Source organism: Ruegeria sp. BHSB172, assembly GCF_059613165.1.
Map to the genome: position 1 here is coordinate 57821 of NZ_JBXWRZ010000003.1, position 16406 is coordinate 74226.

The 16406-nt window shown below is 63.3% G+C and carries 17 protein-coding genes; 11 read left to right on the forward strand and 6 right to left on the reverse strand.

Going from position 1 to position 16406, the window contains the following annotated elements; translation table 11 throughout:
- The first annotated feature begins 6 nt into the window (after positions 1 to 6).
- The 3 genes from AC2FM3_RS02365 to AC2FM3_RS02375 all read left to right on the forward strand — a co-directional run bounded on the left by AC2FM3_RS02365 (position 7) and on the right by AC2FM3_RS02375 (position 3064).
- Positions 7 to 1017, forward strand: a complete 1011-nt coding sequence (locus AC2FM3_RS02365; RefSeq protein ID WP_496678767.1) for a DUF6492 family protein — start codon at positions 7 to 9, stop codon at positions 1015 to 1017.
- Between the two features lie 81 nt (positions 1018 to 1098).
- Positions 1099 to 2385, forward strand: coding sequence for a lipoprotein-releasing ABC transporter permease subunit (locus tag AC2FM3_RS02370; RefSeq protein ID WP_496678769.1), 1287 nt, complete (start codon positions 1099 to 1101; stop codon positions 2383 to 2385).
- The gene (locus AC2FM3_RS02375; RefSeq protein WP_496678770.1) at positions 2378 to 3064 is read left to right on the forward strand and encodes an ABC transporter ATP-binding protein; all 687 of its coding nucleotides are present in this window, start codon (positions 2378 to 2380) and stop codon (positions 3062 to 3064) included. Before AC2FM3_RS02370 ends, AC2FM3_RS02375 begins: the two co-directional genes overlap by 8 nt.
- Here AC2FM3_RS02375 and AC2FM3_RS02380 read toward each other — a convergent pair.
- Complete coding sequence (locus AC2FM3_RS02380; RefSeq protein WP_496678772.1) at positions 3048 to 3485, reverse strand: DMT family transporter; 438 nt, start codon at positions 3483 to 3485, stop codon at positions 3048 to 3050. The genes AC2FM3_RS02375 and AC2FM3_RS02380 overlap by 17 nt on opposite strands.
- 97 nt (positions 3486 to 3582) lie before the next feature.
- Between AC2FM3_RS02380 and AC2FM3_RS02385 the strand changes: the two genes are divergently transcribed.
- Positions 3583 to 3978: a c-type cytochrome gene (locus AC2FM3_RS02385; RefSeq protein WP_496678774.1), complete on the forward strand. Its 396-nt coding sequence runs from the start codon at positions 3583 to 3585 to the stop codon at positions 3976 to 3978.
- Positions 3979 to 3981: 3 nt separating this feature from the next.
- Here AC2FM3_RS02385 and AC2FM3_RS02390 read toward each other — a convergent pair whose 3' ends face one another.
- Positions 3982 to 4668, reverse strand: coding sequence for a hypothetical protein (locus AC2FM3_RS02390; protein ID WP_496678775.1), 687 nt, complete (start codon positions 4666 to 4668; stop codon positions 3982 to 3984).
- 41 nt (positions 4669 to 4709) lie between these two features.
- Entirely contained in the window at positions 4710 to 5372 is a 663-nt protein-coding gene (locus tag AC2FM3_RS02395; RefSeq protein WP_496678777.1) for a DNA-3-methyladenine glycosylase I, read from the reverse strand.
- A gap of 398 nt (positions 5373 to 5770) precedes the next feature.
- Between AC2FM3_RS02395 and AC2FM3_RS02400 the strand changes: the two genes are divergently transcribed.
- The 7 genes from AC2FM3_RS02400 (at position 5771) to AC2FM3_RS02430 (ending at position 13663) form a co-directional block, all read left to right on the forward strand.
- A complete protein-coding gene (locus tag AC2FM3_RS02400; protein ID WP_496678778.1) occupies positions 5771 to 6721 on the forward strand; it encodes an ABC transporter substrate-binding protein in 951 nt (316 codons plus the stop codon).
- 9 nt (positions 6722 to 6730) lie between these two features.
- Positions 6731 to 7783 (forward strand): quaternary amine ABC transporter ATP-binding protein, encoded by a 1053-nt coding sequence (locus AC2FM3_RS02405; RefSeq protein ID WP_496678780.1) that lies wholly within the window; start codon positions 6731 to 6733, stop codon positions 7781 to 7783.
- Entirely contained in the window at positions 7780 to 9846 is a 2067-nt protein-coding gene (locus tag AC2FM3_RS02410) for an ABC transporter permease (protein WP_496678781.1), read from the forward strand. The genes AC2FM3_RS02405 and AC2FM3_RS02410 overlap by 4 nt, the downstream gene beginning before the upstream one ends.
- A 103-nt stretch (positions 9847 to 9949) precedes the next feature.
- Entirely contained in the window at positions 9950 to 10615 is a 666-nt protein-coding gene (locus AC2FM3_RS02415; protein WP_496678782.1) for an NnrU family protein, read from the forward strand.
- A gap of 70 nt (positions 10616 to 10685) precedes the next feature.
- Positions 10686 to 11207, forward strand: a complete 522-nt coding sequence (locus AC2FM3_RS02420) for a DUF2478 domain-containing protein (RefSeq protein ID WP_496678947.1) — start codon at positions 10686 to 10688, stop codon at positions 11205 to 11207.
- Between the two features lie 90 nt (positions 11208 to 11297).
- The gene (locus AC2FM3_RS02425; protein WP_496678784.1) at positions 11298 to 12545 is read left to right on the forward strand and encodes a D-arabinono-1,4-lactone oxidase; all 1248 of its coding nucleotides are present in this window, start codon (positions 11298 to 11300) and stop codon (positions 12543 to 12545) included.
- Entirely contained in the window at positions 12542 to 13663 is a 1122-nt protein-coding gene (locus AC2FM3_RS02430; RefSeq protein WP_496678786.1) for an alanine racemase, read from the forward strand. Before AC2FM3_RS02425 ends, AC2FM3_RS02430 begins: the two co-directional genes overlap by 4 nt.
- Before the next feature lie 3 nt (positions 13664 to 13666).
- Here the strand turns inward: AC2FM3_RS02430 and AC2FM3_RS02435 are convergent, their stop codons facing one another.
- Genes AC2FM3_RS02435 through AC2FM3_RS02445 form a run of 3 tightly spaced genes read right to left on the reverse strand, consistent with a single transcriptional unit; the run spans position 13667 to position 16405 of the window.
- Entirely contained in the window at positions 13667 to 14422 is a 756-nt protein-coding gene (locus tag AC2FM3_RS02435; RefSeq protein WP_093964811.1) for an ABC transporter ATP-binding protein, read from the reverse strand.
- Positions 14423 to 14431: 9 nt separating this feature from the next.
- Entirely contained in the window at positions 14432 to 15187 is a 756-nt protein-coding gene (locus tag AC2FM3_RS02440; protein WP_496678788.1) for an ABC transporter ATP-binding protein, read from the reverse strand.
- A 12-nt stretch (positions 15188 to 15199) separates the two neighbouring features.
- Positions 15200 to 16405, reverse strand: coding sequence for a branched-chain amino acid ABC transporter permease (locus tag AC2FM3_RS02445; RefSeq protein WP_496678790.1), 1206 nt, complete (start codon positions 16403 to 16405; stop codon positions 15200 to 15202).
- Position 16406: the final 1 nt, after the last annotated feature.

The following is a 16406-nucleotide window of genomic DNA, read 5'->3' on the forward strand; positions in this document are numbered from 1 at the left end:
CGCCGAGTGATTGTGAAAGGCAACCCGACCGTGCTGAGTTTTGCCACGATAGTGTATTCCAAGGATTACCCGCTGCTCGAGTTGCAGGCGCGTTCCTTTGCGCGATTTGCTGATCCGGCCAAAGTTGCTTCCATCCATGTGGTTCTGAACGACGTGGACGAAACCGCATTGCAGGCGCGTATCGAGCCCATATTAACGGCCTATGGCCCTCTGCAATCCAAGGTTCGGGTGGTCGGGGGCGATGACATTCTGCTTGGGGCAGGTCAATGCGTCAGGCGCTCACTGGGCGACCGGCTTCTGATTGAAGGACGGCACCGTATCCCTTTCGTGCGAAAGGGGGGCTGGCGCGGCAACAACGGATACCGCACGCAACAGGTGCTCAAGCTGGGCGCCGCACGGATCGCCGAGACGGAGCAGATGGTTATCCTGGACACCAAAAACCTGTTTCTGCGGTCTTTCAATGAGGCAGAATTCTTTGCGGATGGCGGAGCTGCCCGGATTCCGTTCATTTCGGTCAACAGCGATTTTCACCGCAACTGGCTGCGGCAGAGCCTGGACGCTTTGCAGGTCACCGTCCCGGACATTGAGGCGTTGAAGACCACGACGTTTTCGACGCCGTTCCCAGTGCGCAGGTCGTTGGTGTTGGAGGTGTTGGACGAGATCAACGAACGCTACGGTTCGGTGCAGTCGCTCTTCGGGTCGCGCCGGAGACCCTCGGAATTCATGCTGCTGAATGCGTTTTGCCTCCGGTCGGATCTGACTTTGCGCCCGTGGTTCGAGGACGCACCCAGCACCGCGCTGGGGCTGTGGCCGACCTATTCGCAACAGAAGCTGGAAGGCCTGATTGCCAGGATCGACGAACCGGAACTGTTGAGCCTCGGCCTGCACAACCGGGCGGTTTCCATGCTGACACCTGAAACCCGAGATCGCTTGTTCGAGGCCTTGGCGCGACGAGGGATTAGTGATCGTGAGACGACCCAGTCTGTGCTGGATGCAACTTCGTCGCTGGCCGGTTGAACGGGCGCGCGCATCCGGAACCGGCTTGACCATCCAGCCAAATCCCGAAAATGTCCCCACCACAGATTTGCCGGAGCAGGAATGGCCAGAACACCCCCTCCCTTTGCCGCCTTCGAATGGAAGATCGCTTGGCGCTATCTGCGCGCCCGGCGTGCCGAGGGCGGTGTAAGTGTGATGACATGGATCTCGTTGATCGGAATCACTCTGGCCGTTTTCGCGCTGATCGCAACGCTGGCGGTCCGGTCCGGGTTCCGGTCCGAATTCGTGGGCACCATTCTTGGGGCCAACGCTCACGTTACAGTTTACTCGGCCGGAGAACTGGACGCGCACGGGCAGGTGGATCGCACCATCGTTGAATACGACGCCATGGCCGAGCGCATCGCGCAGGTGCCGGGCGTTCAACGCGCCGCGCCGTTGGTCAAGGGGCAGGTCCTGATCACAAACCGAGATCGCAGCAGCGGCGCCGAGGTGTTCGGCATCCGCCCCGATGACTTGCTCAACCTGCCCGGCATCGCCCAAAGCGATCAGGCCTATGGCGATCTGTCCCGGTTCGAGGAGGGAATCGCCATCGGCTCGGGCGTGGCCCGCGCCATCGGCGCCACGGTTGGTGATAGGGTCAAGCTGACCACGCCCAACGGGGTCAAAACCGCCTTTGGCACCTCGCCCCGTGTGAATGCCTATGAAGTCGTCTACGTTTTTTCGGCCGGGCGCTATGACATCGACCGCACCCGCGTCTACATGCCGTTTTCCGAGGCGCAGAGCTTTTTCAACCGCGAGGGCGTCGCCGACGAGATCGAGGTTATGGTCGACGGTCCCGAGGACCTGAACCCGATCCTGATCCCGATCCTCGAGGCGGCGGGCGAGCGGGTGCAGATCTGGACGTGGCTGGATGCGTCGGGTGGTTTTCTGCGCGCGCTCGAGGTCGAGGACAACGTGATGTTCATCATCCTGTCGATACTCGTGCTGATCGCGGCGATGAACATCGTGTCAGGCCTGATCATGCTGGTCAAAAACAAGGGCCGCGACATCGGCATCCTGCGCACCATCGGCCTCAGCGAGGGCTCGGTGCTGCGCGTGTTCTTCATCTGCGGTGCGTTCACCGGGATCATCGGCACCGCGATGGGCGTCATTCTGGGCTGCCTGTTCGCGCTCTATATCGACCCGATCTTCTCTTTCGTGAACTACGTGATGGGCGGCGGAGTTTGGGATCCAGCGATCCGCGGCATCTATGCCTTGCCGGCCGAGCTGCACCTGTCGGACGTGCTCAAGGCGGTTGGGATGTCGCTGGGCCTGTCCTTCTTCGTCACCTACTTCCCGGCCCGCCGCGCGGCGCGGCTGAACCCGGTCGAGGCGCTGCGCTATGAATGATGTGACCTTGCGTCTGACCGGCCTGACCAAGACCTATCTGAAAAGCACGCCCGCCGAGTTGCAGGTGCTGCGCGGCGCCGATCTGGAACTGCGCGCCGGCGAGGCGGTGGCACTTGTGGCACCCTCGGGTGCGGGCAAGTCAACCCTGCTGCACATCGCCGGTCTGCTGGATACGCCGGACTCCGGGACGGTCGAAATCGGCGGGCAGGACGCGACCGGCAAAGGCGACCGCACCCGCACCGCGATGCGGCGGCGGGATGTGGGTTTTGTGTACCAGTTCCACCACCTGCTGCCGGAATTCACCGCGCTGGAAAACGTTGTGCTTCCGCAATTGGCGAATGGCGTATCCGAAAGGGCGGCCAAGGCCCGCGCGATGGATTTGCTGGGCCTTGTCGGTGTCGCCGAACGTGCCGACCACCGCCCGGCGGCCCTGTCGGGTGGCGAGCAGCAGCGGGTGGCCTTCTGCCGGGCCCTGGCCAATGAACCGCGTGTCCTGTTGGCGGACGAGCCAACAGGGAATCTGGACCCGGATACCTCGGATCAGGTCTTTGCCGCGCTGATGGATCTGGTGCGCGAGTCGGGCCTGTCGGCGTTGATCGCCACGCACAATGTTGACCTGGCGGCGCGCATGGACCGGATGCTGCGGCTGGACGGGGGTGTGCTCAGGCCAGCTGAGTGATCGCGACACCCACGGCCATCACCGCGATCCCGCCGGCGCGCATTAGGGTCAACGGGGTGATCTGCGCACCGAAAAGGCCGAAATGGTCGATGGCCGCGGTGCTGATCAACTGGCCCAAAAGCACGAAGAACACCGCGTTGCCCACACCGAAATGCGGCGCGACATGGGTGATCGACAGGACGTAGAAGGCAATAAGAACCCCGGCCAGCAACAGGTGCTTCGGCGTGTGCGCGACTTTGGCCACAGCCTGCGTGCCCGGCCCCAGCAGCATCACCATCGCCGAGGCGGCAAAGGCCACGGCAAACAGGATCACCGCCGCGACGGTCGGCGACCCGATCAACTTGCCAAAGGCCGCATTCAGCGCCGCAAGGATTGGCACGCCGATCCCGGCGGCCAGCATGATGGCTGCGTATTGTGTCATTGCCCCGGTCCTTGTCGCCTGTTTCGTTGATCTGGATCATTGCGGCTTGCACCGGTCCGGGCAAGTCTGCGTTTGCCGGACTGGATGGAGGAACGCGATGAAACTGCTGACATTTGCAACGCTGGCTCTGTTGGCCGCCCCGAGCGTCTGGGCGCAGGACGTCGGGACGGGCGAAGAGCTGTACCTGCATCACTGCGCCACCTGTCACGGGCTGGATGCAACCGGCCATGGCCCGATGGCCGGCGTGCTGGTCATCCAGCCCACCAATCTGACGGCGTTGAGCGGCTCGGACGGCGTTTTTCCCACCGAACGGGTGGTTAAACGCATCGACGGGCGCGATCCGCTGGTCAGCCATGGCAGTCCGATGCCGGTCTATGGCCCCTATTTCGAAGGGCAGGACACCGCGATCAAGGCGCCGACCGGCCAACCGATCCTGACCAGCAAGCCCATTGCCGACCTTGTGGCCTATTTGGAGACTTTGCAGGGCGGATGATTCTCAGCGGCAGATGCCCTGAACCTTTGCACCGCTCCAGGGAAGGATCACGTCGCTCTCGCGCCGGTCGCCGGGCAGGGCGGCAAGGTCGAGATACTTGTCCAACATCTCGTGCAGGCGTCGGGTGCGCGGCGCGTTAGGGTCCAGCGCGCGGCAGCAGACATATTCCTCGACGATGGCCCCTTGCTGTTCAAACCCAAAGTCCAGAAAGTCCGCCGAGTTGTCCAGGTCGAACAGGTATGGATCCTTGCGCCCGCCATGCTCGGCCGCGGCGCGCAAGGGGTGATAGCCTGTCACCGCGCGGTTCTGCCACTGCCAGACATGGGTCAGCTCATGCGCCAGCAGCATCGCGGCCACCAGGTTGATCCGATCGGGATAGCTGGCCATGTAGTCTTCGAGATACCAGTCCCGCGTAAAATACACTTGGTTGAACAGGGCCACGGCCGCGGGTTTTCCGGTAACGGTCTCGGTCTTTATGGGGGGCAGAATGCGTTCGCGGCAGGCCAGCCGAGGGCGGGCCTTGCGCTCATAAGTGATCGCAGCCACCGGGGCCCCCTGGACCAGCCGCACTCGATCCAGGTCCAGCGTGTCGCCCTGCACCTGTGCGGCAAAGGCCTTTTCCCGCTCGGTCAGCGGACGACCGCAGGACAGAAGCGTCAGCGCGACAAGGATCAGAGCCAGCCGGATCATGATGTAAGCCTAGCCCGGCAGGGCAGGGCCGCAAGCGGTTTTCAAAGGCTCATGGCCAGAACCCGGCTGATTTCCGTCAGCGACCGGCCCGATTGATCCATCCATGTGTTGAACGCCGTTTGCACGGCGGTCATCGCCCTTTTCGAGGTGGTGGGCTTGTCAATCACCCCTTCGGCGATCAGGCGGGCCGTGACGTCGCGCGACAGGATGAAACTGTCGCGCCCGGCGAACCGCATCGCGTACTGGGCCGAGGCGCCGCCCAGCCGAGATCCGCGCCGGGCCAGCATCTCGAGCAATCCGACATAGTCGGTCGAGGGCCAGCCGCCCAGCACCTTGCCTGCGCCGCCCTCGGCGCGCAGTTCCAGCAGGAAGGCGGCGTTGTCGCGCACCGTGGCGATCTTGGCTCCATTGCGCACGATGCGGGTATCCTGCAGCAACGCGTCGAATTTTTCGTCATCCATGAAGGCGCAGCGCCCTACGTCGAACCCATTGAAGGCGGCTTCGAATCCGTCCCACTTGGCCTCGATGACCTTCCAGTTGAACCCGGCCTGAAAGATGCATTTGGTCAAGATCGACAACCAGCGATCATCGGGCATCCGGGCCAGTTCGTCCGTTGATTTGGGGCGGGTCAGCTTCTGCTCGAGCGCGTCGATCCCGCCGTGCCGATCAGTCGCCAGACCATAGATTTCGTCGAAATGGTGCATGTGTCGACCCTCCGGCCAGAATGTTGCCCGTTTGTTCCTATTTGTGCAACCCTGGCCTGAATAGGGAGGATATTCAAACGGGCTGAGTCCGGGAAAACCCGGTATTTTTTCATGCGCTGCGAAAGAAATGCTCGACAAATGACGGGAATCGGGTTTGTGATTGACTGGTCAATCAATAACCTGCCGTACCGAAACCGGACGCGCGCGGCAGGATCTTGATGTTCCAACCGGAACGGAGGGGAGGCGGGACCGGCAAATGTTTCAAGTCAGTCCAAGTGTTCACTTTTCTTTTCCGGCCAAATTTGTGCATGTTGCGACATGGTCATGTCATCAGGCATGTCACCCGGCGGGCCAATCCTGCCGGGGTGGGCAAAACAAGGAAGACAGGGAGCAAATCCATGAAAAAACTCAGTGTTAGTCTGCTGGCGGTGGTTGCCGCAGGCGCAGTTCACGCGGCCGAGATGGGCGCGGTGGACGAGCCGATCAAACTGGCCATCAACGAATGGACCGGCCAGCACGTGACCACGCATGTCGCGGGCGAGATGCTCGAGGCCGCCGGCTACAAGGTCGAATATGTGACCGCAGGCATGATGAACCAATTCCAGGCGCTGGCCGATGGTGACATCGACGCAACGCTCGAAATCTGGTCGTCGAACGTGTCGGACGAGTATGCCAAGAAGATCGCCGAGGGCACTGTGGTCGAGATCGGTGATCTGGGCCTGGATGCCAAGGAAGGCATCGCGTATCCGGCGCATGTGGCCGATCTCTGCCCGGGCCTGCCGGCTTGGGAGGCGCTGAATGACTGTGCGCAGGTCTTCGCCACCGCAGAAACGCTGCCGATGGGCCGCCTGGTCGACTATCCGGCCGACTGGGGCACCCCTGGCGCCGATCGTATGGTGGGACTGGATGTGCCGTTCAAAGCCGTGCCCGCCGGATCCGAAGGGGCGTTGATCGCCGAGCTTCGTGCCTCGACCGAGCGCAAGTCGCCGCTGTTGATCACATTCTGGCAGCCGCATTGGGCGATGTCGGCCTATGACGTGAAATTCGTCGATCTGCCGCCGGGTGAAGAGGCCTGTTTCACCGATCCGGCCTGGGGCCCGAACCCCAATGCCGTGAATGACTGCGACTTTGCGCCCTCGCGCATCTTCAAGGCCGCCTGGAACGGCATGGCCGACAAATGGCCGGCGGCCTATGAGATCCTGTCGAACTATCAACTGAGCGTCGAGGATCAGCAGCCGATGATGGGCGCGATCGATGTAGATGGTGGCAAGGTCGAAGAGGTCGTGGCCGACTGGATGGCCCAGAATGAAGACAAATGGCGTCCGGTCGTGGACGCGGCAACCAAGTGAGCCGCCTAAGTGACTGACGCGAATACGCCAGCCATTGCCTGCCGGAATCTCTGGCAGGTCTTTGGCCAAGGTGCGGAGAAAGCCCTGACCGACGCGCTGGCTCGGTCAGGGGACGACGCTGAAAAGGCCGCCGCCGAGCTGCGCGAACACGGGTTCATTCCCGCCGTGCAGAACGCCAATTTCGACGTTCGCGATGGCGAACTGTTCGTCATCATGGGGCTGTCGGGGTCGGGCAAGTCGACCCTCATCCGCTGCATCTCGCAGCTGTTGCCAGGGACGGGCGGTGAAATCCGCATTGACGGCGACAACGTGCGCGGTGCGCCCAAGAAGAAACTGACCGAGCTGCGCCGCAGGAAGATGGGCATGGTGTTCCAGCATTTCGGCCTGTTTCCGCACATGACGGTGGCCGAAAACGTGGCCTATCCGCTGCGCGTGCAGGGCGTGGGGCGCAAGGAACGTTTGGCCCGCGCGCAGGAGGTCATCGCGCTGGTCGGTCTCGAAGGCCGCGAAGAGAGTTTTCCGCGGCAATTGTCGGGCGGGCAGAGGCAGCGCGTGGGCATCGCCCGCTCGTTGGCGGTGAACCCCGATATCTGGTTCCTGGACGAGCCGTTCTCGGCGCTGGACCCGTTGATCCGGCGGCAGCTGCAAGACGAATTCCTGCGCATTCAGGCGACGCTGAAAAAATCCATCGTCTTCATCACCCACGACATTGCCGAGGCGCTGAAGCTGGCCGACCGCATCGCGATCATGCGCGACGGCAAGATCGTGCAGATCGGCACGCCCTCGGACATCGTTCTGCGCCCGGTCGACGATTATGTGCGCGAGTTTTCCAAGGACGTTGCCAAGGGCCAGCACGCCAAGGTCGCCTCGGTCATGCATCCAGGCGATGCCGAGCGCGGTCCGGATGACCCTGGCCTGACCGTCAACATGACGCTGGACGCGGCGTTGGCCCGCTGCATGGCCTTGTACGAGCCGGTGCCGGTGCATGACGAAACCGGCGCGATCGTCGGCACGGTAAATCCTTTGGACCTTGCCGCCGCTTTGCAGGTGGATGACGCATGACCGTTGCAGCTGATGTTCCCACGCCCGCGCGGGCGCACCTGACGGCAGGGGCACAGGCGGCGCTGATCACGCTGATCGTCGGAGCGCTGTGCCTGGCGCTTGAGCCGCACGCGCCCTGGCTGGTCAAATGGCCCGCAACGTGGGAGGTGCCGGCCACGCAATGGGTGGGCGCCTTACTCGACTGGTTTCTGAACGCAATCAAACCGGCGGCCCGGCTGTTTTCCGACCTGATGGCCTATCCGATGAACTGGGCTAATTTCGTGCTGGGCCACACGCCCTGGCCGATCCTGATCGGGCTGGTGACGGCACTCGGCTGGTATCTGGGTGGGTTGCCCATGGCGGCGCTGGGCTTTCTGGGCCTAAGCTTCGTGCTGGCCTCGGGCTATTGGGCCGAGAGCATGAACACCTTGGCGCTGGTGGCTGTTTCGGTCCCGGTCGCGCTGATCGTTGGCAGTGCAATTGGCATTCTGGCCAACGAAGTGCCTCGGGTGAAATCAGTGGTTCAGGCGGTGTTGGACATCATGCAGACTGTACCGACCTTTGCCTATCTGACGCCGTTGCTGCTGCTGTTCGGGTTTGGCCCGGTGGTGGGGCTGATCGCCTCGGCCATCTATGCAGCGCCGCCGATGGCGCGCAACGTGATGCTGGGGCTGGAGCGCGTGGAGCCCGAGATCAAGGAAGCCGCCATCATGTCGGGCGGCACCCGGTTCCAGCAGCTGTTCCAGGTGGAAATCCCGGCGGCGGCGACGCAGATCATGGTGGGTGTGAACCAGTGCCTGATGGCGGCCCTGTCGATGGTGATCATCGCAGCGGTCATCGGCGGGTTTAATGACATCGGTTGGGAGGTCCTGCTGACCATGCGCAAGGCGCAGTTCGGTGAATCTCTGCTGGCCGGCATGGTGATCGTTGTCTTTGCCGTGGTGATTGACCGAATGAGCGGCACCCTAGCCACTGAACGCAATCGTCACGACAACCGCGTTGTCTGGGCGGTTATTGGCTTTGCGGTCCTGTTTACGCTGCTGTTCTGGGCGCGGCTGCCCAACCCGTCCGAGCTGACGCTGCTGGATCCGGTCGCGAAGGCGGTGGACACCGGCCTGACAGCCTTTACCCAGAATAACGGGCCGTGGCTGGATTCGCTCAAGAACAACTCGATGTTCTATGTGCTGCTGCCGTTGCGGATCGGTCTGAGTCAGGCGGTTCTGCCCTTTACCTGGGGGTTCCAGTGGACCCCGGGCATGAGCTATGGCCTGTTCGCCGCCGGTGCGGTGATCGCCTTGCTGATGGCGTGGCGTGGGCACCTGACCGGCGGTCTGGTCACGCTGATCCTGATCGGCATGCTCGAGACGGGCATCGCGAATCTGCCATGGCCCTTCGTTCTGACTGGCGTGGCGGCGTTGGGCTGGGTGGCGGGCGGTTGGCGTCTGGCGGCGCTGTCGGTGGCGCTGCTGAGCACGATCCTGATCTCGGGCCTGTGGGAGAGGGCGCTGCTGTCGCTCTATCTCAGCGGTGCGGCGGTGTTCTTCTGCGCCGTCGTCGGCGGGCTGATCGGCCTCGCCAGCGCGGTCTGGTCGCCAGTCTGGAGGATCGTGCGCCCGATCTGCGACATGCTGCAGACGATTCCCCTGTTCGTGTTCCTGATCCCGGTGCTGATGGTGTTCCAGATCGGCGAGTTCTCGGCCTTTCTGGCGATCTGCGCCTATGCGATCGTGCCGATGATCCGCTACACCCGTCACGGGCTGGTCAACACCCCGGACGAGATGATGGAGGCCGCGATCGCCAGTGGAGCGACCGAGTGGCAGATCATGCGCGACGTGCGTGCGCCCTATGCTGCGCCCACGATCCTTCTGGGGCTGAACCAGACCATTCTCTATGCCTTTGCTATGCTGGTGATCGCGGCGTTGATCGGCACGACCGGTCTGGGCCAGTCGATCTATCTGGCGTTGGGGCAGGCGGATGTGGGGCTGGGCATTTCGGCCGGGGCAGCGATGGCCATTCTGGCGCTGATCGCCGACCGCATGGTTCAGGGATTTGCCGAGGAACGCCGCAAGGCGCTGGGCCTGTAACCCCGGATCGGGGGCGGCGCAGCTGCCCCCGACCACACTTGATTTCGGACAAGGCGGGGCCGTTTTCCCCGGTATTCCGGGTGCAAAACAGGCGGATATGACCATGGCCGGTTGGGGCGCTTTTGTTGCTGCACTTCTGATCTTTCTGCTCAGCCACGCCATTCCGGCGCATCCGGCAGTGCGCGGGCGGCTGATCGGGTTGATGGGGCGCGGACCCTATTTCGCGGTCTATTCCGCGCTGTCGCTGGCGGTTCTGGCCTGGCTGATCGTGGCCGCGGCCAACGCGCCCTATGTCGAGGTCATCCCGCCGCTGGCGATCCTGCGCTGGGTGCCTCTGCTGGTGATGCCCGTCGTCTGCTGGCTGGCGGTGGCCGGGCTGGCGGCGACCAACCCGTTTTCCTTCGGCGGGCTGGGAGGTCGCCCGTTCAACCCCGAGCTGTCCGGTCTCCTGCGGACCACCCGCCACCCGATCCTGTTGGCGATAGTGTTGTGGGCGCTGGCGCATCTGCTGGCCAATGGCAGCTTGGCACATGTGGTCCTGTTCGGCCTGTTCGCGGGTTTCGCCTGGATGGGCATGGCCCTGATCGACAGGCGCAAGGCGCGCGAGATGGGGGCCGATTGGCCGCACCTGTCGCGCAACACAGCACGCCTGTCGCTGCGGCTGCCGCGCCCCTGGCCGAGGCCCTGGGTCTGGTTGGTGGCAGGGCTGGCCTATGCCGCGCTGTTGCACCTGCACGCGCCGGTGATCGGAGTGTCTCCGCTGCCTTGATGCGGTGCTGGAAGGGGCGCCTCATGCGTGCTAATTGAAACAACACAATGAAACCCAGAGAGGTCTGCCGATGCACCTGGCCTATGTCACCACTACCGATCGCGGCGCAACCGACCGCCTGCTGAGCGCGGTTGCTGAACGTCTGCTGGCCAAGGGCGCCCGTCTGGCCGGTGTGGTTCAGACCAACTCCGAATGCGCCGACAGCAGCAAATGCGACATGGACCTGCGCGTGCTGCCGGATGGCGAAACCATCCGTATCTCGCAGTCGTTGGGCAGCCAGTCGCGCGGGTGCCGACTGGACCCGGCGGCGTTGGAGCAGGCGGTGGGCTATGTGACGGCGTCTTTGGCCAACCGTCCGCAATTGCTGATCGTCAACAAGTTCGGCAAACACGAGGCCGATGGCCGCGGGTTCCGCCCCGTCATCGCCGAGGCGCTGTCGCTTGATATCCCGGTTCTGGTCGGGGTCAACGGCCTGAACCGTGACAAGTTCGTGGAATTCACCGATGGTGCGGCGCAGGCGCTAGAACCCGATCTGGACGTCATCGAGGCCTGGTTCGACAGCGTCGCCAACCTGCGGCCTGCCGCCGAATAACAGTTTTCCCGACGTAACGTCCTGAAAACCGGTATTGTTCGGTTTCGCCCCGGCTGCAATCCTCTGCTCCGGATGGGAGGAGGATCAGCCATGTGGCAGAACTGGGCAGGCAACCAGACCAGCCAAATACGGCCCAAGCGGCTGACCACGACCGAAGACCTTCAACAGTTGATCGCCTCGGCCGAAACCCTGCGTCCGGTCGGGGCAGGGCATTCCTTCACCCCGCTGGTTCCGGGCGCGCAGCATATCATTGACCTGACAGCCTTAAACCTGCCCCCCGTGACGCGGGTCGAAGGGGAGCGGGCTTGGGTCAACGCCAATGCCCGGCTGCGCGATCTGTCGCCGGCACTGGCCGAGCACGGCAGGGCCTTCCGCAATCTGGGTGATATCAATGTGCAGACCCTGGCCGGCGCGGCAGCCACGGCGACCCACGGCACCGGGCGCACCCTGCCGTGCCTGTCTGCCGAAATCACCGCGGCCCGGCTGATCGGCGCTGGCGGGCAGACCCTGACCACCGACGATATTCCGCTGAACATGGTGCAGGTTTCGCTGGGTCTGCTGGGCATCGTGACCGAGGCACAGATCAACGTCGTGCCGAAATACAATCTGCGCCGTCGGGTGCGTCTGTCCGACCTGCAGGACACACTGGAGCGCATGCACCAGCATTGGGACGAGAACAGGAATTTCGAGTTCTTCTACATCCCCTTCACCGGCGAGACCGTTGAAATCCGGCACGATATCACCGACGCGCCCAAGACCCGCGCGCCGCGCGATCTGGACATGATCGCCGTCAAGGTTCTGAAGCTGGCGCGCAATGCAGGTCGGTTCAGCCCCGGCTCGCGGCGCGCCCTGCTACGTCTGCTGACGCTGGCCCAGTCCGACGAGGACTACGTCGGTGAAAGTTGGCGCGTTCTGTGCAGCGACCGGCACATCCGGTTCAAGGAAATGGAATACCACCTGCCGCCCGAAAACGCCCGGGACGTGCTGTCCGAACTGATTCGGCGGTTGGAGCGTGACCACGCCGACATCTATTTCCCGATCGAGGTGCGCCAGACCGCGGGCGACGACGCCTGCCTGTCACCATTCCAAGGTGGCCCACGGGTATCGGTTGCCATCCACACCGATGCGAAGGAAGGCCATCTGCGCTATTTCGAGGCGATGGAGCCGCTGTTTCTGCAGGCTGGCGGCCGCCCCCATTGGGGCAAGCTGCACAGCCTGACCTATTCCGATCTGTCGCGCCTCTATCCCGATTTCGATGCCTTCTGCACATTGCGTGAACGGCTGGATCCAAAGGGCAAGTTCCTGACGCCCGCACTGGCCCGGATGTTCCGCCCATGACCGCAGAGTATTTCGAACATCTCACCCAAGCGCTGCGCGATCATGGCGTCGACCGGCCGGTTGCCGTCGTCGATATGGACCGGGTCGAGGCGAATTGCGACGCTGCCCGCGCGGGGTTGGGCCACGGCTTGCAGGCCCGGCTTGTGGCCAAATCGCTGCCGTGCCTGCCTCTGCTGGACCATATTCGCGCCCGGATTTCCACAACGGGCCTGATGAGCTTTTCCGAATCCATGCTGTCGGCCCTGCTGGCCGCCGAGCCGGACACCGATCACCTGCTGGGCAAACCGCTGCCGGTCACCGCCGCCCGGCGGATTCTTGAGACGCATCCCGACGCCGCCCGGCGGGTGCAGTGGCTGATCGACGCGCCACAGCGGCTGGACGCGTATCTGTCGCTGGCCGCTGACACGGACCAAACCCTGCGCCTGTCGCTCGAGATCGACGTGGGCCTGCACCGCGGTGGCTTGGCCGCCGATCAGGTCGCAGGCGTTGCGGCGCGGATCGCGGGTCATGCCCATGCCGCTCTGTCGGGGCTGATGGGGTACGAGGTGCATTTGGCCAAACTGCCTGCGTTGCTCCGACGCCGCGCGCGGCGAGCCAGTGCGAAAGCCTATGAGCAGGCGGTCGCTGCGCTTGGGCAGGGGGCGCAGGGGCTGTGCCTGAACACCGGCGGCAGCCTGACCTTCCAAGATCCGGCCACGCGGAGCCCGGCGACCGAGGTCGCCTTTGGGTCGGTTTTGGTGAAACCTTCGGATTTCGACCACGCATCGACGCAGGCGTTTTCGCCCGCTCTGTTCCTGGCCACGCCGGTTCTCAAGGTGATGCCGCGCAACCCGGTGCCGGGGATCGACCTGCCCGGACTGCGCCGGACCAACCTCGCCATTTCCGGTGGGCACTATCTGGCCAGCCCCGTCTGGCCCGACGGGTTCGGCTATTCCGGCGTGTTCGGGCGTTCAAGCAATCAAGAGGTCTGGGTGGGTCCCAAAACAACCAAGGCGCAGCCCGGAGATATCGCCTTGCTGCGCCCCAGTCAGAGTGAAGCGGTTTTGAACCAGTTCGGCACGGTTCTGGCCCTGCGGCAGGGGCAGGTCGTGGCCGAATGGGCCTGCCTGCCCAATTGACGGTCAGATCGCCAGATATTCCTCCCGCAGCTGGGTGTTTTCCAGCACTTCGTCCGCGGTGCCGTCAAACACGATGCAGCCGGTGTCCAGAATGATTGCCCTGTCGGCCAGTTGCAGCGCGCGTACGGCGTTCTGTTCGACGATGATGGTTGTCATGCCCTGCTGCTTGATGTGGATCAGCGTCTTTTCGATCTCGTCCACGATCACCGGGGCCAAGCCCTCATAGGGTTCGTCCAGCAGCAGCACCTTGATGTCCCGGGCCAGCGCGCGGGCGATCGACAGCATCTGCTGTTCGCCGCCCGAAAGAGTCACACCCTCTTGCTTGCGCCGTTCGCCCAGACGCGGGAACAGCTCGTAGATCCGTTCCAGCGACCAGCCGATCGGGGGGGCGATCTGGGCCAGCTGCAAGTTCTCCTCGACCGTCAGGCCTGGGATGATCCGCCGATCTTCGGGCACAAGACCCAACCCGGCGGCGGCGGCCTCGTAGCTGGTCATGTTGTGCAGCGGCTTGTGGTCCAGCCAGATTTCGCCGTGGCGCACCTCGGGCTCGCCCACGCGCGCGATCGAGCGCAGAGTCGAAGTCTTGCCGGCCCCGTTGCGCCCCAGCAGGGCGAGGATCTCGCCCTCGTGGACGTTGAAGCTGACGCCTTGGACGATGTAGCTTTCGCCGTAGTACGAATGCATGTCCCACACCGACAGGAACGCGGGCGCGGTGCTGGCCATGTTGGCGTTTTTCGAAAAGTCAGGTTTCTCGTTCATAGCTTTTCCTCACGCCGCCTCGCCCAGATAGGCTTCTCGGACCTTGGGGTTTCCGCGGATGTTTTCGGGGGTGTCTTCGACCAGCGGCGTGCCCTGCGCCAGAACGGTGATCCGCTCGGCCAGGCTGAACACCACATGCATGTCGTGCTCGATGATCGCGATGGTGATGTCGCGCTCATCCTTGATTTGCTTCAGCAGGTCGATGGTGTTGTTGGTGTCGGCCCGTGCCATACCGGCTGTGGGCTCGTCCAGCAGCAGCAGGCGAGGCTTCTGGCTGAGACACATGCCGATCTCGAGTCGCCGCTTGTCACCGCGCGACAGCGAGGCTGCATGCATGTGCCGTTTGTCGGCCATGTTCATCTCTTCCAGCATGGCCTCTGCCTGTGCGACCACCTCTTTCTCGTTGGCGATGGTCTCGTAGGCGTGCATGCGGAATGCCCCGTCTCGCATCGCGAAGATGGGGATCAGCATGTTCTCCATTACGGTCAGTTCGCCAAAGATCTCGGGGGTCTGGAACACCCGGCTGATGCCCATCTGGTTGATCTGGTACGGCTCGCGCCCCAGCACAGACTGGTTGTCGAACAAGACCGAACCGGTATCCGGGATCAGCTTGCCCACCAGGCAGTTCAGCAGGGTGGACTTGCCCGCCCCGTTGGGGCCGATGATCGCATGGACCGAGTTCTCCTCGACGCTCAGGTTCACGTCCGTCAGGGCCTTGAGGCCGCCGAAGCGCTTGCTGACATCTTTTACTTTCAGAATTGCCATTGACGCGTTCCCTTATTCTGCCGGCTCGGTTTTGCCTTCGCGGGTGTCGTCCCCGCCAACGCTTTTGCGGCGGATCCAGTTCAGCAACCGCTGACCGCCCTCGACCAGCCCGCCGGGCAGGTAGATCACCACCAGCATGAACAGGATGCCCAAGGTCAGGTGCCAGCCCTTGCCGATGAACGGGTGGATGATGAACACCACCGCGTCCTCGAGCCCGTCGGGCAGGAAGGCGAACCAGCCGTGCAGGACGTTGTCGTTGATCTTCGAGAAGATGTTCTCGAAATACTTGATGAAGCCAGCACCCAGAACCGGTCCGATCAGAGTACCGGTGCCGCCCAGGATGGTCATCAGAACGACCTCGCCCGAGGCGGTCCATTGCATCCGCTCGGCGCCGGCCAGCGGGTCCATCGCGGCCATCAGGCCACCGGCCAGGCCGGCATACATGCCCGAGATCACAAAGGCTGCCAGCGTGTAGGGCTTGGAGTTCAGCCCGGTATAGTTCATCCGCTGCTGGTTCGACTTCACCGCTCGCAGCATCATGCCAAAGGGCGAGCGGAAGATGCGGATCGCCAGGTAGAACACCACCATCATGATCACCGCGCACAGATAGTAGCCCGCGTTGAAGTCAAAGCTCCACGCGCCGACATCCATCGTGTAGGTCGCGCGCATCGGCAGGCCGAACAGATGCGGCAGATCGGGCGCATTGGCCCCCTGCAGGATCTGCGGATCGTCGGCATAGACCTGCAGGCCGGTTTCCCCGTTGGTCAGGTTGAACTTGGGGTTCGACAGCACCGAATAGGCCAGCGCAAAGCTCATTTGCGCGAAGGCCAGCGTCAGGATCGAAAAGTAGATCCCCGACCGGCGCAGGCTGACATAGCCGATCAGAACCGAGAACAGCCCGGCGACCACGACGCTCAACGCGATGGCTGGAATGACGTTGTAGCTGAGCAGCTTGAACATCCAAACGGCCGAGTAGGAACCCACACCCAGAAAGGCCGCGTGGCCGAAGGACAGGTATCCGGTCAGGCCGAACAGGATGTTGAACCCGATGGCAAAGATGCCGAAGATCACGAACCGCTGCATCAGGTCCGGATAGCCCGCATTGAACTGTGCCATGGCGCTGTCAGTGGGGAAGGGGTTCAGGATGAAGGGGGCCAGCAGCGTCAGGATTGCGACGACGATCAGCAGGCTTGTGTCTTTCTTGTTCAGTCCCAGCATG